The organism is Pseudomonas sp. Z2-11 (genome assembly GCF_054161305.1).
On sequence record NZ_CP096395.1, the window covers coordinates 2,968,585 to 2,987,297 of the forward strand.

Below are 18,713 nucleotides of genomic sequence, written 5' to 3' on the forward strand. Positions count from 1 at the left end.
CGAAGGCGGTGTGTCAGTCAATTTACTTACAGACGTAAAACTTGCGCACATAGACGCTGCTCTTCCAGGCGCAAGGAGCCCCCTTGGGCACAAACACCGTATCGCCAGTATTCACCGCCAGCGCCGTCCCATCGCCGAGCTGGAGAATGATGCTGCCCTCGATCAGGTGCATCAGTTCGTGCATCGTGTGCGGCCTTGCCCTGCGGATATAGGGCGTCGAATCCCAGACGCCGATGCGCAGGGTTGTCGTGTCCTCGACGAACAAATTGTTCGAGCGACATTGTGGTGTCGGGCTCAGCAGGAATTCTTCACTCGGTGGCGTCGAGGGCGCTAGGAGGGTGTGCCGGGGAAGAGCGGTCACTCCAATGTTGCCCGCTTTAACAGGCTGGGTATCGGCGCAGAATGCCCAAAGCGAGCCAGGTTGCGCCTCGATCCGAATCGATGTACCGCGGGCAATTACCGCGCTCTCACCCGGATCAAGTTGCAGCGAGTGTTCCTCGCTTTGCAGAATGACTTGTCCGGCGTGGACCACGATCGTTTCACTGTAGGGATATGCATCGACGCTGAACTGTCCGCTCGCCTGGACGATACCGGCAGCAATGTCATGGGTCCCGAGATAGGCAATCTGCCTGTCGAACGGATCGTTGGCTCCCAATGAGCCGCCGGTGAATGCGGTTGACGCGGGAGTGCCGTTGGCGTGGGCCAACAGCACGGCAGTGGGCTCTAGCATGAGTTCTCCGGGATAGTAGAGGATGTAGCGGTGATGCAGGGGTGTCAGCCGATGGCCTGGGTCACCAGCGCAAACTGCTTTACGCCGCCCCTGGCCTGGGGCGGGGAACCACGGACCATCTGGGCGACGGTGTCGACCTGCTTCAAGCCGGTTTCTTCCAGCCACGGACCCAGGCCGCTGTCGGACGGTACATCCATGCGCACGAAAGCATCCGGCACCTGCGCCAACAGCACTGCGATCAAGTGCTCGGCCTGCTGCGGGTTTTCTGCAACGACCGGGCCGATGTAACGACCACGACCGAATGGACGCAGGATGGCGAACGCGCGCAGTTGACCATCGCGCTCGATGCCCACGACGTCTTCGACACTGTCGAACAGATCATTGAGCACGGCATGCCTGTCCAGGCCGCTGCCGGCGCTGGCGAGTTCGATCACGTTGTTTCGATCCGCTTCGGTCAGGCGGCGCAGGCGCTCACCGGATGGCAGGTCCTTGGGGGCCGGGGGCGATACGTTCCCCTGATGTTGTTGGATATGACCAAAGTCAACGAATCCCTGGCTGGCATAAAGAGGCGCGCCGGCCAGCGTCGCGTTGAGCATGGCGGTCTGCGTTCCACACGCTTGGAGTGCCAGTTCCATCAGTTTGCGACCGATGCCCTGGCCCTGGTATTCGTCACTGACGATCACCAGGCCGATCGTGGCGTAATCACCCTGCGGACAGGTGAACGCGGTGCCGATCAGGCGGCCGTGGTCCTCGGCGACAAAACCCTGCGAGACGCGCTGCAGCATGGCCCAGTCCTCCAGGCGATGGGGCCACTTCAGCTGCACGGACAAGGCATGGGCCGCTGCCACATCGGCAGCGGTCATGGGGCGATAGGCATACGTCGGGCGTTGCGAACTGGACATGAACATCTCCGTATTCAAGGGAGCGTGACCGGGCGGATTTCTCCGCCGAAAGGACTGATATCTCACCTGCCGCGAGACCTGACAAGAGGCGCAGATCGATTCGGTAGATTGCATCAGTTGCGGCTTCTCGCACCGCAGTTATTGCTCAAATCGACAGCAGGCCCAGCAGCAAATATCAGCGGATTTTTCGCCGGTGCTTTTCGTAGCTCTGTGAGCAAGCACCGCTCAATAACATCGCTGGCGGTCAACCTGGCCGAGCATCGACTCACCGCGCTGATGCCGACGGATGTTGTCCAGCAACACGCCGAAGGCACTTTCGGGTTGAGTCATCGCCGCGATATGCGGCGTCAGCAGTATCTGCGGATGCTGCCAGAACGGGTGATCCGGCGCTGCCGGCTCCTGTTGCAGGACGTCGAGCACCGCCGCACTGATTTGACCGCTGGCCAGGGCCTCGAGCAGATCCTCTTCTATCAGATGCCCGCCACGACCCATGTTGACCAGGGCAGCACCCTTGGGCAGATGCCTGAACAATTGGCGATTGAGAATCCCTTGGGTCTGCTCGGTCAATGGCAGCACGCAAATGACGATGTCGCATTGGCCGAGGAAAGCCGGGAGCTGTTCATCACCGGCAAAGCAATCCACTCCGGCGATGCGATGCTCGCTGCGTGCCCAACCTGACAAGGCGAAACCAAAGGTCTGCAAGGTGGCCAGGATCTGCCGGGCCTGCATACCAAGCCCCATGACCCCGACCCGACGCTGGGCCGCCGGTTGCAGCAAGTGCGCCTGCCAGCATCGGGCAATCTGTTGCTGGCGATAACGGAGCATATCCCGGTGCAGGCTGAGCACGGCGAAGCTGGCGTACTCGCACATGCCCCGGGTGATGCCTGGATCGAGGAGACGGACCACCGGCAGGGAGGTGGGCAAGCGATCAAGATCAAGCTGATCGACCCCGGCCGACAAAGCGAACAGCACTTGCAGGTTCGGCAAGAGTGTTTCGAGGTCATCCGGCGCCTGCCAGGCGGCGAGGAAGCGAATGTCCTTCGGGTCGCCGATGTCCGGCCAGGCGCGCCATTCGATGTCCGGAGCGTGCTCGGCGAATAGACGTTTCCATTGTTCACCGCGTACCGGGTCGGCTTTATACAACAGGGCCATGGGTCACTTCTCGTACAAGATAGGGAACATCCAGCATGCCCGAGTGGCAAAGCAGGATGTATCGAAACAGCCTGCGTAATCACCGGACACTGCTTTGTACAGGGCTTCTGCCGGCAGATTCCATGGGGCTGGAGTCGGCTGAAGGATTCTGCTGTTTGCCGGGGTGAAAACAGTCGATCCGAATTTCCCAGAGGCCAAGTTCGGCTTAGACAATTGTGTCGAACGCTTAACCTGTGGAACACATCGCAGCCGTTTCCCGGTTGCCTGGTTCACTGTGGGAGATGCCATGAACAGTAAAGTCGAAGAAACCCCGAGCCTGCTCCTTCAACGCGATCAATTCGTGCCACGAGGGTTGGTCACCGCGCATCCGCTGGTCATCGACCGGGCCCAGGGGGCAGAGGTGTGGGACGTGGATGGGGCGCGCTATCTGGACTTCGTCGGCGGCATCGGCGTGTTGAACATCGGTCATAATCACCCGAAGGTGATCGCGGCGGTGCAGGCTCAATTGCAGAAGGTCAGCCACGCGTGTTTCCAAGTGGTGGCCTACAAACCGTATATCGATCTGGTCAAGCGCCTGTGTGCCTTGGTGGGTAGGGAGCAAGCCTGCAAGGCGGCGCTGTTCACTTCCGGCGCGGAAGCGGTGGAGAACGCGGTGAAGATCGCCCGCGCGCATACCAATCGTCCCGCCGTCATTGCCTTCCGGGGCGGTTTCCACGGGCGTACGTTACTGGGTACGACGCTGACGGGCATGAGCCAGCCCTACAAGCAGAACTTCGGGCCTCTGGCGCCGGAGGTCTTCCACACGCCATACCCGAATGCCTATCGCGGTTTCAGCAGTGAGATGGCGTTGCAGGCACTCAACGAATTGCTGGCGACCCAAGTCGCTCCGGATCGGGTCGCGGCGATTATCATCGAGCCGGTGCAGGGCGATGGAGGCTTCCTCACCGCTCCACCAGAATTTCTCCAGGCGCTGCGAGCCTTGACCGAACAGCACGGCATCGTGCTCATCCTCGACGAAATCCAGACCGGCTTCGGTCGTACCGGCAAATGGTTCGGTTTCCAGCACTCCGGCATCCAGCCGGACCTGGTCACCGTCGCCAAGAGCCTGGCTGGTGGTCTGCCCATCTCGGCTGTGGTGGGGCGCGCGCACATCATGGACGCGCCACTGCCCGGCGGCCTTGGCGGCACCTACGGCGGTAACGCCTTGGCGTGTGCCGCGGCATTGGCGGTGATCGAGGCTTATGAGCAGGAGCAGTTGCTCGAGCGTGGCCAGGTCCTGGGTGAGCGACTGCGTCAGGGCCTGCTGCGCTTGCAGGCACGTCACCCGCGTATCGGTGATGTGCGCGGCACCGGCTTCATGCTGGCAATCGAATTGATCAAGGATGATCAAGCCCGCAGCCCGGATGCCGAGCTCACCCAGCGCCTGATCGATCAGGCAAGGATTGGCGGGCTGCTGGTGATCAAATGCGGGGTGTACCGAAATGTCCTGCGCTTCCTCGCTCCCCTGGTCACCGAAGAAAGTCAGATCGACGAAGCACTGGCCATTCTTGAAGCCGCATTGCAGCGGGTAATGGATTAGTCTCAGGTCTCGGTCGGCAAGTTGACGATTTTGTCGACCGAGGCAGCCAGGCATAAGGATTGATAAACGCACCATGGGAGGCGACACATGCACCTGACTGATTATCGTGCGCTGCTGATCGATTGCGACGAAGTCTTGGTCGATCGGGATTCCGGTGTCTGGACGGCCCTGCAACCCTTGCTCGAAAACCGTCCGGGAATGCCGGGCAAGGAGCAAATATTGGCGGAATTCGACGAGGCGGTGCGCGGGCTCTATCCGCGTTTTTCCGAGCTCGGCTTCAGCGGTTTATTGTGTTTTGCCCATCGCCAGTTGGCGGAGCGCCTGGGGCTCAAGGTCAGCTGGGAAGAGGGCATGAGCTTTGCCCGTTCGGCCTGCAACTGGTCGCTGTTCGAGGACGCACCGGGTGCCATGTTGTATCTGCGCAAATTCTACCGGTTATTGGTTTACTGCGATCGTGATGCCGAGGATCGCGACCAGCTCTGTGAGCGCTTGGGAATTCCACCCGAGGACCTGCATTCGCGAGCCAACAATCCACTGGAGGATGAGGCATGGTTGCTGCAGAACCAACTCGAGCCTGGAACGATCATGCAAGTGTCCAGACCACCCGCACAACCGCCAAAATCGGCTGGCCTGTGCCTGATCCGCCGTGGCCATGAGCCTGAAAATCAAGAGTATTCCGCCGACTTCTACATCACCAGCATGGCCGACCTCGTCGCTCAGCATCAGCTATCTTTGCGCCGTTGAATTTGCTAAAACCACTGTCAGCCTGAAGACGACCAAGGGGTACCCGGTGGAAGGTTTAATAAAACTAGACCGAATTGATATCAGTATCCTTGTTGAACTTCAAAAGGACGGTCGGATGACCAATGTCAGCCTCGCCGATGCCGTGGGACTGTCCTCCAGCCCTTGTCTGCAGCGGGTCAAGCGCCTCGAATCAGCTGGTTATATCTCCGGGTACAGGGCGCATCTGAACCTCGCAAAGATCACCGACTCGGTCACGGTATTTACCGAAATCACCCTCAGCGACCATAAACGGGAAGACTTCGCCAAGTTTGAATCGAATATTCGTCTGGTCGACGAAGTACTTGAGTGCCACTTGATCAGCGGCGGTTACGATTATCTGGTGCGCTTCATGACGTGCAGCATCCAGCATTATCAGGAAGTGGTCGAAGGGTTGCTGGACAAGAACATCGGTATCTCCAAATACTTCAGTTACATCGTCATCAAATCGCCGGTGCTCAAGGATGGAGTGCCGTTGCGCCGACTACTGCGCCATTAAGCCCACTGCTGACTCCCGTGGGAGCGAGCCTGCTCGCGAAGAGGCCAGTGCATTCAACCTCTCCATCGGCTGCGATAACGCTATCGCGAGCAGGCTCGCTCCCACACTGGGTTTTCTACAAAGTCAGATTGTCTGCCCGCCGGAAACTTCGATGCGCTGCCCGGTAACCCAGCGGTTGTCCTCCGCCAGCAGGCTCGCAACCATTGGCCCGATGTCGTCCGGGACGCCCACCCGGCCAAGGGCAGTCATGCCAGCAAATTGCGCATTCAGATCCGGCATGTCGCGCACTGCGCCGCCCAGGAAGTCCGTGGCAATCGCACCAGGGGCCACCGTATTTACCGTGATCCCACGGCCGCCCAGCTCTCTGGCCATATAGACCGTGAGGGTTTCGATCGCGCCTTTAGCGGCGGCATACGCCGAGAAACCGGGGAAGGAAACGCGCGTCAGCCCGGATGAATAGTTGACGATGCGACCGCCATCGATGATCAGTGGCAAGAGCGCCTGCGTCAGGAAAAAAACACCTTTGACGTGCACATTGAACAGCTCATCGAACTGCTCTTCGGTGGTCTCGGCAAACGCCGCCATCGCGCCGTGACCCGCGTTGTTGAGGAGGAAGTCGAAATCGGCTCGACCCCAGCCTCGCTGGAGGGCGCCGGAAAGCGTAGCGACGAATGTGCCGAAGCTGGAAACGTCACTCACATCGAGTTTCAACGCAACGGCTTTGCGCCCGAGCCGTTCGATTTCCCCGACCACATCACGGGCCTGGGCCTCGCCGTTACGATAAGTGAGGATGACGTCGTTGCCCTTTTCAGCGATGGCAATAGCGGCATTGCGGCCCAGGCCACGGTTGGCGCCGGTAATGAGTGCGATCTTGTTCATTGGAAAGGCCTCTAGTGTGAGTTGGAATAACCAGCGATTTTTGCGGGCGGCTTTTTTGTCCATAGCCGACGAGCATGGCAAGGCGCAGCGATGAGCTTGCCCGGCGTTACCAGATTCTGTTATCTGTCGGGCAGACTGTAGGCAAAGCCCAAATACTTTAAAAAGACTTTGTCTGCTCATACCCATGCCTTAGAGGTATCGCTCGATGGAGCTGCGTCACCTTCGTTACTTCGTTGCCGTTGCCGAAGAGGGCAACCTGACCTCTGCCGCGACCCGACGACTTCATACCGCGCAACCATCCCTTAGCCGCCAGCTGCGCGATCTGGAGTTGGAGGTTGGCGCGCAGCTGTTTGTCCGCAAGGCCAGGGGCGTCGAACTGACGCCAGCGGGAGCCGCGTTCCTGGACCAGGCCAGGCTTGCGCTCAGTCATGCTGAAGAAGCCGTGGCGGCGGCTCGGCGAGCGGCAAGGCCGGCGAAGAAGGTGTTCTCGGTGGGCTTTCTGACAGGGCAGGAGGTGGACTGGCTGCCCAGCGTGACGCGTTTGCTTCGGCATGAGCTGCCCAACATCGAATTCAAGGTCATCAGCTTGCAGTCGCCTTCGCTGGCCGATGCCATTCAACGCGGCGACGTCGACCTTGGCTTTCTGCGCGTGGAGCCGCGGCCGGATGTCAGTTATGCGGTTGTCGCGAAAGAGCCGCTACTGGTCATCATGCCGAACGACCATCGCCTGGCCTCGGTGGGTGATGTCGATCCTGCCGAGTTGGCCTGCGAGACGTTCATCGGCTGTTCGGAGATTCCCCATGTACTACGCGATGTCATCGCGCAGTATTTCGCCAGTTGCAACGTGCAGGTCAACGCCTCCTACTGGCTGGACGACTACGGCACCGGGATCTCTCTGATCAGCTCCACGCGGGGCGTTGCCATCCTGCCAGCCTACGTGGAGCCGCTGCTGCCTTGGACGATCGTCAGCAGGCCGCTCAAGGGAAAACAGCCTGGCATCGACCTGGCGGTGGGGTACCGGACCGATAATCCATCACCCATCCTGAAAACGTTCCTAGAGAGCATCGATCAGATCAGGGCCGCGGGGCCGGCGGGCAATCGGCGCAGGGCGGACGCCGGTTACTGATCCACCGAACGGCTGTTCAGCCGCAATCCGCAAGCCAGTGCCTGGAAACTCTCGATGGCTTTTTCGCAGGCCGCCAGCGGATCCTCGGCATGCGCAATCCACAAGGACGCGCCGAGCAGGGCGCCCATGATCAGGCGCGCGGTCGCTTCAGGATCGACGCTGCGGATCGTGCCCTCATCGATCAGCTTTTCCAGGCTGCCCTGGGTGCTGCGGATGCAAGCGTTCTGGCTCGGCCACTGCGATGGATCGCCCAGCACCGCCGGCCCGTCGAGAAACACGATGCGCTGGATTTCCGGCTCCAGGGACATCTTGATGTAGGCGATCGATTCATCGATAAAACCGTCCCATGTCGTGTTCGCTTCGTCGATGATTACCGACAGACGCTCCATCATCTCGTCGTCAATCTGGGCAATAACAGCCTGCAGCAAGCCCTTCTTGTCGCCAAAGTGGTGGTACAGCGCACCACGAGTGAGACCCGCCTGAGCGGTCAAATCGTCCATCGAACTGTCCGCGTACCCCTTCGCGGCAAAAGCTTCTCGCGCTGCCTTGATCAGCTTGCCGCGGGTCTGCGCAATCATGTCCGCACGCTTCTGCGCCATTAATCCTGTTCCTTCTGAAAATTTGACATTCGCTGCGTATGTGAATTGACATACGCTGCGTATGTCGTATTGTGTTTGACATACGAGGCGTATGCAACTGCCTGGATATTGCGTTCCCCGGCTCCGGAGGTCGCTGATGAGCACAGGATACCGATCAATGCGCGAGCAGCGTGATTGCGATGTTTCATTTCATGACCCAGCCCTTGGGAAAACGCTTGGGTTTATCGTCAACCCTGTCGCCGGCATGGGCGGCCCCGTGGGTTTGAAGGGCACCGACGGAGCCGAGGTCTTGCTTGAAGCAAGACGCCGCGGGGCGCGCCCGGTTTCAAGCGAGAGGGCTTTGCTTGCGCTCCGGCGGCTGGCCGCTTCGACGGCGCCATTTCGGCTGCTGACCGGCTCTGGCGAGCTGGGTGAAGATGTTGCGCGGGCCGCCGGCCTCGACCCGATCGTCGTGTATTCGTCTGTGCCCGGATCGAGTAGCCCTGATGACACACGGAACGCGGCGTTGGTCATGGCATACGCAGCGGTTGACCTGTTGCTGTTCGCCGGCGGTGATGGCACGGCGCGGGATGTGCTGGGCATGGTCGGTGATCGTGTGCCCATCCTGGGAATCCCGACGGGTGTAAAGATGTATTCCGCAGTGTTTGGTACCAATCCGCAGAACGCCGGGAATCTTGCGGCACGCTTCGTTGCGGCAGAACCCTCGGTGCGTTTTCGCGAGGCCGAGGTGATGGACATCGATGAGGCTGCGATGCGCAGCGACCGGGTGTCGGCACGGCTCTACGGCTACGCACGCAGCCCGCACGAGCGCCACCTGACGCAAAACGCCAAGGCCGGTTCCGCCGCCAACGAAAATATCTCCCTCGACGCGGTGTCCCGGCAGGTTGTCAGGGAGATGCAACCCGGCTGCCTGTACCTGCTGGGTCCCGGCACGACGACACGGCGGGTCATGGCCGAGCTCGGCTTGCCTTCGACGCTGCTCGGGGTGGACGCGGTGATGGACGGCGCGCTGGTGGGTGCCGACCTCAATGAACACCAGTTGATCCGCCTGATGGAGGGCCATGAGACCCGCGTCATCGTCGGCGTTCTCGGCGGTCATGGCAGTTTGTTCGGTCGTGGCAATCAGCAGATCAGCGCCGAAGTCATCCGCCGGGCAGGGCGCGACCACATCATCGTCGTCGCCTCGATGGACAAGCTGCTTGCCCTTGATGCCGGCTGCCTGCGCGTCGACACGGGAGACGCCGAAGTCGACGCCATGCTCAGCGGATATCTGCGCGTGCACACGGGACCTGACCGGTCCGTCTTCTTCAGGGTTCGATCCTGATCATTTGCCACCTGAAAAACGAGGATACCCCCATGAGTCATCATGTCGCTCACCCCTATATGGCGAACTCCGTTCCCGCGCTAAAACGGGAGATGCTCGATTCGATTGGTGTCGACAGCATCGAGGCGTTGTTCCAACAGATACCCGAGGAACATCGACTGCAACGTCCGATTGATTTGCCGCCGGCTCTCAATGAGAGCGAGCTGCGTCGGCACTTGGTCAGCATATTATCGAAGAACCGGACCTGCGAGCAGAACCTGAATTTCCTCGGTGCCGGCTGTTGGCAACATCACGTTCCGGCGGCGTGCGACGAGGTAGTGCGCCGCAACGAGTGGCTGACCTCGGTTTTTGGCGAGCCGAGTTCCGACCACGGCCGTAACCAGGCCTGGTTCGAGTTCTGCAGCCAGCTCGGCGAACTGCTGAACATGGACCTGGTCGGCCTGCCGGTGCGCAGTTGGGGTTGCGCCGCGGGCCATGCCATTCGCATGGCAACCCGCATTACCGGGCGCAGCGAAGTGGCGGTGGTACGGGCGATTGACCCGGAGCGGTTGTCGATCATCCGCAACTATTGCGAACCCGTGGAGATGCCCGGGCACATCGCCGTGCGATTGATCGACTACGACCCGAAAACCGGTTTGCTCGATCTCGAACACCTGCGCGCGTCGATCGGGGCGCAAACGGCCGCTGTCTATTTCGAGACGCCGTCGTACTTCGGCGTGATCGAGCGGCAAGGTGCCGAGATCGCGGCGATGGCCCATGCTGTCGGCGCGGAGGTCATTGTCGGCGTCGATCCGATTTCCCTGGGTGTGCTCGCCGCACCGATTGATTTTGGTGCCGACATCGTCGTGGGCACCACCCAGCCGCTTGGCGTGCACATGAACTGTGGCGGTGGTGTCAGCGGTTTCATTGCCTCGCGTGACGAAGAACTGTACGCCCATCAATACCCGACGTTGTTTATCAGCATCGCCGAAACTATCCAGCCTGGCGAATACGGTTTTGGCCTGAGCCTGTTCGAACAATCGTCCTACGGCCTGCGTGACAAGGGTAACGACTGGACCGGCCACTCGGTGTACATGTGGGCCATCGCCAACGCCGTCTACATGGCGATGATGGGGCCGAAGGGTTTTGAGGATGTCGGCAAGCTCATCCTGCAACGCGCTCACTACGCAGCCAGGCTGCTGGCTGAAATTCCAGGCGTGCAAGTGACCTTTCCCTGCGGCTTTTTCAAGGAGTTCGTGGTGAATTTCGACGCCACCGGACTGAGCGTGAAGGACATCAACAAGCGGCTGCTTGCACTCGGGATCTTCGGGGGCAAAGACCTGACGCAAGACTTCCCGGCACTCGGCGCCAGTGCGCTGTACTGCGTCACCGAGATTCACACCCAGGCCGACATCCAGCGTCTGAGCGCTGCACTCAAGAAGGTAATCGCGCAATGAACACGCCACTCAAGCAATACCATGCTCCGGTCTGGAGCGAGCCGGTGATCCTCGAAATGGGCTACCCCGGCCGTCGCGGGGTGATTTTTTCCGACGCCGAGGCTGACGTCCAGGCGGCTGTCGGCCACGCCGATGATCTGGTTCCGGCGAACATGCGACGCACGCGCAAACCGGCGCTGCCGGAGATGTCCGAACCCGAGGTGCTGTATCACTACCTGCGCCTGTCGCAGCAGACCCTGGGTATGATGAATATCAGCCTGTTCGGCACCTGCACCATGAAGTACAACGCCCAGATCAACGAGGCGATGGCCTGGCGCCCGGAAATCACCCATGTGCATCCCCATCAGGACGAAGATACCCTGCAAGGCGCGTTGCAAGTGGTGCATGGCATGGACCTGATACTGCGCGAGTTGTCCGGGATGGATCAGTTCGTTTTCCAGGCCGGCGGCGGTGCCGACGCCGCGTACACCAGCTGCGCCGTGACCCGTGCCTATCACGCGTCCCGTGGCGAACTGGAGCAGCGCAATGAAATCATCACCACGATCCAGACTCACCCGAGCAGTGCCGCGACTGCCGCAGCCGCAGGGTTCAAGGTCATCACTTTGATGATCGAGGAGAACGGCTACCCATCGCTTGAATCCCTCAAGGCCGCCGTGTCCCATCGCACGGCGGCGCTGATGGTGAACAATCCCGACGACATGGGCGTATATAACCCGCACATCCGCGAGTGGGTGCAGGTGGTGCATGACGCGGGTGGCTTGTGTTTTTACGACCACGCCAATTTCAACGGCGCCATGACCAGGATTCGTGCGCGAGAGCTGGGTTTCGATGCGTGCATGTTCATGTTGCACAAGACCTTTGGCGCACCGAAAAGTGGAGTAGGTGGGCCTGCGGTGGGGGCCTATGGTTGTTCGGCAGAACTTGCGCCGTTCCTGCCGGCGCCGCTGGTGGCTTTCGACGGCGAGCGCTACAGCCTTGATTTCGATCGTCCGCAAAGTTGCGGCAAGATCCGCGAGTTCTGGGGCAACGTCCCGGTGATTCTCAAAGCTTACGCCTGGTCCCGTGCCATGGGCGCGAAGGGGATGGCAGAGGCAGCGGATATCTCGGTGCTGGCCAACAACTACATGGAAAAAGGCCTCTTGGCGATACGCGGCGTGACCCGCTCGCATCCTGAGGCCACGAGCCCGCGCATGGAGATGACACGCTACAGCCTGGAGCGACTCAAGGAGGACACCGGAGTCGATGTCCACGACGTGCAGAACCGCATGAGCGATTTCGGCATTGACCCGATGTGGAGCAGCCATCACCCCTGGCTGGTGCCGGAACCTTTCACGCCCGAGCCGGGCGAGATGTACGGCAAGGAGGCCCTGGACACCTGGATCGCAGTGCTCGCCCACATATCCGAAGAGGCCTATTCGAACCCGGAGATCGTCAAGACTTCGCCGCATAACCAGGCGATCCACCGGTTGCAGAGCGCACCGCTGGAGGACTCGGCACACTGGGCGATGACCTGGCGCGCATACTTGCGCAAGCACCCGCGGCAGACTGCTTGAGCTAGCGTTTGGCGAAGTACCGGCCCCATGATCAAGCGGGCCGTTTTTTTAAACCTGAACAGAGCTAACAATCAGCCATCGGAGCTTTCCAGCACAGCAAGACAGGCTGGCAGGCTCCCTACAGGATAACCTCATGTCGATTTTCGAAACGGGCCTGGCGCCCTCGGCCGTCAATCATATCGCCCTGTCGCCGTTGAGCTTCATTGAGCGTACGGCCTCGGTGTACGGCGAACATCCCGCCGTGATCCACGGCTCCATCCGGCGCAACTGGCAGCAGACTTATGCGCGTTGCCGACGTCTGGCCGGTGCGTTGAGCGCACGAGGTATTGGCAAAGGCGATACGGTGGCGGTCATGCTGCCCAATATCCCGGCCATGCTCGAAGCGCACTTTGGCGTGCCGATGATTGGCGCGGTCCTCAATACCCTGAATGTCCGTCTGGACGCGCGGGCCATTGCCTTCATGCTCGAACACGGCGAAGCCAAGGTGCTGATTGCCGATCGGGAATTCAACGCCGTTATTGATGAAGCCTTGGGCTTGCTGTCGCGGCCGCTGCTGGTGATCGATGTGAACGACCCGGAGTACGGCGAAGGCTGCGCGGTCAGCCCTCTGGACTATGAAGCCTTCCTCGCTGAAGGCGATCCACAGTTCGTCTGGCACTGGCCAGACGACGAATGGCAAGCCATCTCGCTCAACTACACATCCGGCACCACGGGTAACCCAAAAGGGGTCATCTACCACCACCGCGGTGCCTATCTCAATTCATTGGGTAACCAGATGACCTGGGCCATGGGGCATCATCCGGTGTATCTGTGGACATTGCCGATGTTTCATTGCAACGGCTGGTGCTATCCGTGGACCGTCACCGCGCTGGCCGGGACGCACGTGTTCCTGCGTCGGGTCGATCCGCAGAAGATTCTGGCGCTGATAAACCAGTATCAGGTCACTCACTTGTGCGCCGCACCGATTGTCCTCAATGGTCTGGCCAACCTGCCTGACGCGACCAGGCTCACCCTTGACCACCCGGTTGACGCCATGTTGGCCGGCGCGGCACCACCGGCCAAGGTCATCGGTGCGGTCGAGGCGATGGGTATCAAGGTCACTCATGTCTATGGCTTGACCGAGGTGTACGGTCCGGTGACTGTTTGTGCCTGGCATGCGCAATGGGACGAGCGGCCGCTGGACGAGCGGGCGCGGATCAAGGCGCGCCAGGGCGTTCGCTATCCGACCCTGGAAGGGCTGATGGTTGCCGATCCGGCAACCCTCGAACCGGTCGCCTCGGACGGTCAGACCATTGGCGAAATCTTCATGCGTGGAAACACGGTCATGAAGGGCTATCTGAAGAACTCCGAAGCGACGCGCGAAGCTTTCGAAGGTGGCTGGTTCCATACCGGCGACCTGGCGGTCCGTCACGCTGACGGCTATATCGAAATCAAGGAACGTCTCAAGGACATCATCATTTCGGGCGGGGAGAACATCTCCACCATCGAGCTCGAAGACGTGCTCTACCGTCACCCGGCGATACTCGAGGCGGCAGTGGTCGCCCGACCGGACGAGAAATGGGGTGAAACCCCTTGTGCCTTCGTCCATCTAAAGGACGAACATCAAGGCATTCGGGAAGCCGACATCATCCTGTTCTGCCGAGAGCATCTGGCCGGCTTCAAGGTGCCCAGGACCGTGGTATTCAGCGAGTTGCCGAAGACCTCGACAGGCAAGATCCAGAAGTATCTGTTGCGCGAATGGGTCAAGGCGCTCTGAAAAAAAGGGGTAGAGGAGAAGAATCATGGGCGACATCTACAACCTGTCCCGTTTCGTCGAGGCCCAGGGGCCGGTGTTCGATCGAGTCATGGACGAGTTGCGCGCAGGCCGCAAGACGAGCCACTGGATGTGGTTCATCTTTCCCCAGTTGCAGGGCCTCGGGCGTTCCGAAATGGCCTCGCGTTTCTCCATCTCCGGCATTGCCGAGGCCCGTGCGTATCTCCAGCACGACGTGCTTGGCCCGCGACTGGAGGGTTGTGTGGAAACAGTTCTGCTGCATCACGGGAAGAGTGCCGGGCAGATCTTTGGCTTGCCCGACGACCTCAAGTTTCGTTCCTGTCTGACGTTGTTCAGGAGCGTCCAACCGGGATCTTCCCTGTACCAACAGGCGCTAGACCGGTTTTATTCGGGCGAGCCGGATCGCAAGACACTGCTGCTGCTTGAGCAACCGAGGTGACGTGGCGAGCCGACCTGCAGCGGGTTGGCCAGCCATTTTCACTTGCCGATTTCCTGCTCCGCCAGAATCGATGCGGTGTGGGGGCTTCGCGTCTTTGCAAACCACCACCACGCCGCGGCTCCCAGGAGCGTCGCCAGCACGGCCAAAATCAGGATCACCGGTTGCGTGCCCAAGGGCGCCGCCAGCACCGCTACCAACAAGCCGGCCAACGGCTGCGAAAGGTTGTTGAGCAAAGTGATCACGCCCACCGTCTTGCCGAAATCCTTGGGCGGAATCACCTGTTGCCGGATCGTGCGCATGTAGACGTTGAACATCTTGTCGAAGCCGACGATCAACAGGAAGCCCACGACGTAGCCGACCAGGTTCGGGCTCAGGGCACTGATGAAGCCTCCCGCGGCGATCATCGAATAGCCGACGCCTCCCGAGACGCGCAGAGGCAGGGCGACCCGGGCAAGAAAGAACAGGATCACGATCGTTGCCACCGCGCCAGCCGCCTGCAGGCCCGCATAGTCGTCCTTGCCGGCGCTGTACTCGCCAAGCACCATCGCCGCCGAGGTGGCCAAGGTGACACCCACGACCAGGTTGACGCCTACCGCCAGGGTGATGATTTTCTTCAGCTCCGCCAGGTCACGGATATGCCCGAAGGCAATCCGCAGCGGCTGCAACCAGATGTCCTGATGCTGCTCGAAAACCTCAAGCGTGATACGGCTGAGGCGTTGCCAGACCAGCATGCTCAGATCGGCCAGCAGGAACAACCCGGCGATCCACAGCACCACCCAATGCCAGGCCCACACTTCCAGCATCAGGGCCGCCACCAATGGCCCGAGCACCAGCCCGGTCTGGTCGGCGATCTGCGAGTAAGACAAGGTCTTGGTGTAGCTGTAGTGCTGGAAGATGTGCGGCATCAGCACTTCGCGCGCCATGATGCCTTGCGTCGTCAGTACCCCGCACACCGCTGACAGCACGACGACCCAGGCGATACCACCAAAGACCCCATGCAGCGCCATCGCCAGGACACACAGCAGGGCCCGGTAGACCTGGCTGATGTGCAGGATCCTGATGGGCGAATACTTGTCGCACAGGGCGCCACACAACGGAAACGCCAGGAATCGCGGCAGCGACTCGACGAAAAACGCCAGCCCGGCCCAGGATGCGCTGTTGGTCGTCTGGAACACTACCAGCGGTACGATGAACAGCAGGATCTGATCCGCCAGCCGCGACAGAAACAACGAAATGAAAAAAGCGAGGTAATCCTTACGCATGGAAACCTCCTGCGGATAAGCGACGGGGCGTGGCGGCGCAGAAAATCATCAGTAGGCCGACCCCGAACTGTCGTTGAGATTGTGTCGTTCGTCACCGCGCAGTGGAGGATTGAAGACGCTGACCAGGATCAGGTCCTGGTCCTTGCCTCCACGCAGGAAATGCCGGTCATGCTGATCGAGCACGTAGACATCGCCAGGCCGGATCGCAAAGACATTGCCGTGCATGTCTTCGACTTCACCTTCTCCGGCAATGCAATAACAGGCCTCCAGGTGATTGCGGTATTGCAACAGCGACTCTGTACCTGCACGCACGACGGTATGGCATAGCGTAAAGCCCATGGCGTCACGTTCAGTGAGCAAGCGATGACTCGTGCCGGCACCCCACTCGACGAAGTAAGGGGTTTTCTCGACCTCGGATATGTTGCGAATGAACATCGGGGACCTCTTTGAAATAGTCGATGGAAAACAAATCAGTTCTTTGCAGTGCCGGCGGCGACGGGCCGCAGCAGCGCATCGCCGCTGGCCAGCATCGCCTCGTTCCAGGCAACGTCTCGATGCGCGGCCATGGCCTGGATATCACGCCAGTGGCGCTGGAGCGGGTTGCCGGCGACCAGGGACGACGCACCGAGCCTTTCCACCAGACGGCGCACGGCCTGCACGCACTGGCCCGCCAGATAGGCGCGGTCGCGCTTGAGCTGAAGCAGTTGTCGCGTATCTGGCGGCCGGTCATTCATACCGGCGTCATGCAGTCGGGTGATCAGGGAGTCATACAACAACCCGGCGCTGTACAGCTGTGCTGCCGAGTGCGCGGCCTGCTCGGCGATCCGCGGATCGCTCACCGCCAACGAACCGTTGAGCCCAGTGACAAACGCGCCAAGAGCACCCTCGGCGCACCCCAGCAGCGGACCGATGATCGACGTGGTGAGGTAAGGCACCAGGGGCATGCGATCGATGTAGTCGGCCGCCGGTGCATGCGTGGCCTGCGCAAACACTTCATGCAGCGCGAATACACGAGCATGCGGCACCAGCAATTGGCGGGTCAGTACGTCATGGGAGCCGGTCGCCGCCATACCACAGCTGTCCCAACTGTCGAGTCTTTCGACTTCATCGGCGGCGACCAGCACCAGGAAACGTGGGGTGTGAGCCGCGTCCGGGTGGTTGGGGCAGGGGGCGTTGAGCATCAGCCAGGTCGCGTTCTCGATCCCTGAACCGAAGCGCCAGCGCCCATCGATCCGTACCCCGGCGGATTCAAAGGTCAGCCGGCTATCGGCACTGACGGAGGCTGAGGCGAAGAGCTGTCGTGGGCCATCGGTGTAGAGCTGGTCCGTGCAGGCAGGCGGCAGTCGTCGGGCGATGGCGCCGTGGCCGCCCACCAGCGCGAGCATCCAGCCCGTGGAGGCGCACGCCCGCGCGGCGATCCGCGCGCTTTCCACCAGTGTGGGCCAGTGTCCGCTGCTCGTCACCGGCGCGCGCGGCGTCAACAGATCCAGCCAGCCGCCGGCAAACAATTCGTCGAAGGTGCTGTTGCTCAGCCGTCGATTCGCTTCAGCCGTGGCGGCCCGTTCGCGCCAGCCGGGCAAGTGTTCGACGGCCCGCTGACACAGCGAGGGCTGTGCGGCCGGATGGAACGCCTGCTCGGCAAGCTCAAGCATTGTCTTGCCCCCCGGCACTGCGCGGCGTCGCCACGGCGCCCAGGCGCGAGCCTTCGAAACAGAAATTCGCAGGTTGCGCCACCGGGCCCAACAGCCGAACCAATCGCTCGATTTGCTGTGGATCGTCGGAGGCGACGAACTCACAGAAATTACTGCTGTTCCACAACAGATGGACGCACTTGAACCGGGCGCACAGGGCGCTTGTCAATTCTTCGAAGGTAACCTGGCCGTTCTGCATTTGCTCAAGCATCTGCTGGCGTTTCCAGTGGATTTCTTCCTCGCTGAAATAGCGGGTCTTGAATTGCTCATCCTTGACCCGTTCCCTGCGCAGGTATTCCTCCGGGTCCGGGTGGTTAAGCTTTTCAAGGAAAAACACCAGGCCGCCAGGCTTGAGAAATTGCTGGATATGGGCGATCTGGCGGTCACGGTCGCGGCTGTAGAACTGGAACGCGGCCATCTCGTAAATGAAGTCGAAGCCCTGGCTGAAAAACTTGTACTCGGGTTGCCGCAGCAGGTCCGGTGACACCTTGAACACCGACTGCGGATAGAACCGCGACAGCGCCGGGTCGGCATGCCGGTCGAAGGCAATCTGGTTGGCCCGGTTCGGCGATGAGGTGAAACTGCGGATCAGCCCGTTCGAATGGCCAGCAAGGGTGCGGCCGTTACTGCCATCAAAGGCGTCCACTTCGAACAGACTGAAGGTCCGGCCTGTTTTCCTGGCATTGGCCTCAGCCAGGCGGGTCAGGGCTGCGCCGACCCTGGACAACTCTTCGAGAATGTACGGCACGCTGGCGAGGAAGTGGGAGAACAATGGTCCTGCCCCTTCGATCAGGCGATCGTGGTAATCGAGAACCTGTGGATCCTGGATCTCGGCGCGCAAATGGCTGCCAAGAGATTGCATGGGCACCTGGCTGGCGCCTGTCGCCAGGCTATGGAAGTGCGCGGCAAGCTTGAGCATGGCGCTTTTTTGCAGGTCCCGGTCGAGGTCGGTGTCATCCATGGATTGCGGGGAAATTTTCATGACATG

Annotated in this window: 18 protein-coding genes; 9 read left to right on the top strand and 9 right to left on the bottom strand. The window is 60.7% G+C overall.

Features of this window, described 5'->3' with window-relative positions:
* Positions 1 to 22: 22 nt before the first annotated feature.
* The 3 genes from M1E16_RS13175 to M1E16_RS13185 form a co-directional block, all read right to left on the bottom strand.
* Positions 23 to 730 (bottom strand): cupin domain-containing protein, encoded by a 708-nt coding sequence (locus M1E16_RS13175; protein WP_458130188.1) that lies wholly within the window; start codon positions 728 to 730, stop codon positions 23 to 25.
* Positions 731 to 774: 44 nt separating this feature from the next.
* Positions 775 to 1,632, bottom strand: a complete 858-nt coding sequence (locus M1E16_RS13180; RefSeq protein ID WP_458130189.1) for a GNAT family N-acetyltransferase — start codon at positions 1,630 to 1,632, stop codon at positions 775 to 777.
* A 225-nt stretch (positions 1,633 to 1,857) separates the two neighbouring features.
* Positions 1,858 to 2,784, bottom strand: coding sequence for a 2-hydroxyacid dehydrogenase (locus M1E16_RS13185; protein ID WP_458130190.1), 927 nt, complete (start codon positions 2,782 to 2,784; stop codon positions 1,858 to 1,860).
* 286 nt (positions 2,785 to 3,070) lie between these two features.
* Between M1E16_RS13185 and gabT the strand changes: the two genes are divergently transcribed.
* The 3 genes from gabT (at position 3,071) to M1E16_RS13200 (ending at position 5,642) form a co-directional block, all read left to right on the top strand.
* On the top strand, positions 3,071 to 4,363 hold the full coding sequence (gene gabT / locus M1E16_RS13190; protein ID WP_458130191.1) for a 4-aminobutyrate--2-oxoglutarate transaminase: 1,293 nt from the start codon (positions 3,071 to 3,073) through the stop codon (positions 4,361 to 4,363).
* Between the two features lie 87 nt (positions 4,364 to 4,450).
* Entirely contained in the window at positions 4,451 to 5,107 is a 657-nt protein-coding gene (locus tag M1E16_RS13195) for an HAD family hydrolase (RefSeq protein WP_458130192.1), read from the top strand.
* A gap of 46 nt (positions 5,108 to 5,153) precedes the next feature.
* A complete protein-coding gene (locus M1E16_RS13200; RefSeq protein WP_434623723.1) occupies positions 5,154 to 5,642 on the top strand; it encodes an Lrp/AsnC family transcriptional regulator in 489 nt (162 codons plus the stop codon).
* Between the two features lie 123 nt (positions 5,643 to 5,765).
* On the opposite strand, the gene M1E16_RS13205 is transcribed toward M1E16_RS13200, so the two are convergent.
* Positions 5,766 to 6,521, bottom strand: a complete 756-nt coding sequence (locus M1E16_RS13205) for an SDR family NAD(P)-dependent oxidoreductase (RefSeq protein WP_458130324.1) — start codon at positions 6,519 to 6,521, stop codon at positions 5,766 to 5,768.
* A 205-nt stretch (positions 6,522 to 6,726) separates the two neighbouring features.
* Here M1E16_RS13205 and M1E16_RS13210 point away from each other — a divergent pair, with 205 nt between their 5' ends.
* Positions 6,727 to 7,647: a LysR substrate-binding domain-containing protein gene (locus M1E16_RS13210; protein WP_458130193.1), complete on the top strand. Its 921-nt coding sequence runs from the start codon at positions 6,727 to 6,729 to the stop codon at positions 7,645 to 7,647.
* Here the strand turns inward: M1E16_RS13210 and M1E16_RS13215 are convergent.
* Positions 7,641 to 8,246: a TetR/AcrR family transcriptional regulator gene (locus M1E16_RS13215; RefSeq protein WP_434651622.1), complete on the bottom strand. Its 606-nt coding sequence runs from the start codon at positions 8,244 to 8,246 to the stop codon at positions 7,641 to 7,643. The two genes, M1E16_RS13210 and M1E16_RS13215, sit on opposite strands and share 7 nt — an antisense overlap.
* A 157-nt stretch (positions 8,247 to 8,403) precedes the next feature.
* Between M1E16_RS13215 and M1E16_RS13220 the strand changes: the two genes are divergently transcribed.
* The 5 genes from M1E16_RS13220 to M1E16_RS13240 all read left to right on the top strand — a co-directional run bounded on the left by M1E16_RS13220 (position 8,404) and on the right by M1E16_RS13240 (position 14,772).
* Positions 8,404 to 9,570, top strand: coding sequence for an ATP-NAD kinase family protein (locus M1E16_RS13220; RefSeq protein WP_458130194.1), 1,167 nt, complete (start codon positions 8,404 to 8,406; stop codon positions 9,568 to 9,570).
* Positions 9,571 to 9,602: 32 nt separating this feature from the next.
* The gene (gene gcvPA / locus M1E16_RS13225) at positions 9,603 to 11,006 is read left to right on the top strand and encodes an aminomethyl-transferring glycine dehydrogenase subunit GcvPA (protein ID WP_458130195.1); all 1,404 of its coding nucleotides are present in this window, start codon (positions 9,603 to 9,605) and stop codon (positions 11,004 to 11,006) included.
* The gene (gene gcvPB / locus M1E16_RS13230; RefSeq protein ID WP_434697750.1) at positions 11,003 to 12,559 is read left to right on the top strand and encodes an aminomethyl-transferring glycine dehydrogenase subunit GcvPB; all 1,557 of its coding nucleotides are present in this window, start codon (positions 11,003 to 11,005) and stop codon (positions 12,557 to 12,559) included. The genes gcvPA and gcvPB overlap by 4 nt, the downstream gene beginning before the upstream one ends.
* A gap of 133 nt (positions 12,560 to 12,692) precedes the next feature.
* Positions 12,693 to 14,315, top strand: coding sequence for an acyl-CoA synthetase (locus tag M1E16_RS13235; protein ID WP_458130196.1), 1,623 nt, complete (start codon positions 12,693 to 12,695; stop codon positions 14,313 to 14,315).
* Positions 14,316 to 14,340: 25 nt separating this feature from the next.
* Positions 14,341 to 14,772 (top strand): DUF1810 domain-containing protein, encoded by a 432-nt coding sequence (locus M1E16_RS13240; RefSeq protein WP_458130197.1) that lies wholly within the window; start codon positions 14,341 to 14,343, stop codon positions 14,770 to 14,772.
* A 38-nt stretch (positions 14,773 to 14,810) separates the two neighbouring features.
* Here the strand turns inward: M1E16_RS13240 and M1E16_RS13245 are convergent, their stop codons facing one another.
* Genes M1E16_RS13245 through M1E16_RS13260 form a run of 4 tightly spaced genes read right to left on the bottom strand, consistent with a single transcriptional unit; the run spans position 14,811 to position 18,707 of the window.
* Positions 14,811 to 16,034 (bottom strand): MFS transporter, encoded by a 1,224-nt coding sequence (locus M1E16_RS13245; RefSeq protein ID WP_458130198.1) that lies wholly within the window; start codon positions 16,032 to 16,034, stop codon positions 14,811 to 14,813.
* 48 nt (positions 16,035 to 16,082) lie between these two features.
* Complete coding sequence (locus M1E16_RS13250) at positions 16,083 to 16,469, bottom strand: ectoine synthase (protein WP_305501143.1); 387 nt, start codon at positions 16,467 to 16,469, stop codon at positions 16,083 to 16,085.
* A gap of 35 nt (positions 16,470 to 16,504) precedes the next feature.
* Positions 16,505 to 17,686: a hypothetical protein gene (locus M1E16_RS13255; protein WP_458130199.1), complete on the bottom strand. Its 1,182-nt coding sequence runs from the start codon at positions 17,684 to 17,686 to the stop codon at positions 16,505 to 16,507.
* On the bottom strand, positions 17,679 to 18,707 hold the full coding sequence (locus tag M1E16_RS13260; protein ID WP_458130200.1) for a class I SAM-dependent methyltransferase: 1,029 nt from the start codon (positions 18,705 to 18,707) through the stop codon (positions 17,679 to 17,681). Before M1E16_RS13260 ends, M1E16_RS13255 begins: the two co-directional genes overlap by 8 nt.
* Positions 18,708 to 18,713 lie beyond the last annotated feature (6 nt).

Coding starts and splice junctions, on each gene's coding strand:
- M1E16_RS13175 (WP_458130188.1), bottom strand. CDS start 730: ATGCTAGAGCCCACTGCCGTGCTGTTGGCCCACGCCAACGGCACTCCC.
- M1E16_RS13180 (WP_458130189.1), bottom strand. CDS start 1,632: ATGTCCAGTTCGCAACGCCCGACGTATGCCTATCGCCCCATGACCGCT.
- M1E16_RS13185 (WP_458130190.1), bottom strand. CDS start 2,784: ATGGCCCTGTTGTATAAAGCCGACCCGGTACGCGGTGAACAATGGAAA.
- gabT (WP_458130191.1), top strand. CDS start 3,071: ATGAACAGTAAAGTCGAAGAAACCCCGAGCCTGCTCCTTCAACGCGAT.
- M1E16_RS13195 (WP_458130192.1), top strand. CDS start 4,451: ATGCACCTGACTGATTATCGTGCGCTGCTGATCGATTGCGACGAAGTC.
- M1E16_RS13205 (WP_458130324.1), bottom strand. CDS start 6,521: ATGAACAAGATCGCACTCATTACCGGCGCCAACCGTGGCCTGGGCCGC.
- M1E16_RS13210 (WP_458130193.1), top strand. CDS start 6,727: ATGGAGCTGCGTCACCTTCGTTACTTCGTTGCCGTTGCCGAAGAGGGC.
- M1E16_RS13215 (WP_434651622.1), bottom strand. CDS start 8,246: ATGGCGCAGAAGCGTGCGGACATGATTGCGCAGACCCGCGGCAAGCTG.
- M1E16_RS13220 (WP_458130194.1), top strand. CDS start 8,404: ATGCGCGAGCAGCGTGATTGCGATGTTTCATTTCATGACCCAGCCCTT.
- gcvPA (WP_458130195.1), top strand. CDS start 9,603: ATGAGTCATCATGTCGCTCACCCCTATATGGCGAACTCCGTTCCCGCG.
- gcvPB (WP_434697750.1), top strand. CDS start 11,003: ATGAACACGCCACTCAAGCAATACCATGCTCCGGTCTGGAGCGAGCCG.
- M1E16_RS13235 (WP_458130196.1), top strand. CDS start 12,693: ATGTCGATTTTCGAAACGGGCCTGGCGCCCTCGGCCGTCAATCATATC.
- M1E16_RS13240 (WP_458130197.1), top strand. CDS start 14,341: ATGGGCGACATCTACAACCTGTCCCGTTTCGTCGAGGCCCAGGGGCCG.
- M1E16_RS13245 (WP_458130198.1), bottom strand. CDS start 16,034: ATGCGTAAGGATTACCTCGCTTTTTTCATTTCGTTGTTTCTGTCGCGG.
- M1E16_RS13250 (WP_305501143.1), bottom strand. CDS start 16,469: ATGTTCATTCGCAACATATCCGAGGTCGAGAAAACCCCTTACTTCGTC.
- M1E16_RS13255 (WP_458130199.1), bottom strand. CDS start 17,686: ATGCTTGAGCTTGCCGAGCAGGCGTTCCATCCGGCCGCACAGCCCTCG.
- M1E16_RS13260 (WP_458130200.1), bottom strand. CDS start 18,707: ATGAAAATTTCCCCGCAATCCATGGATGACACCGACCTCGACCGGGAC.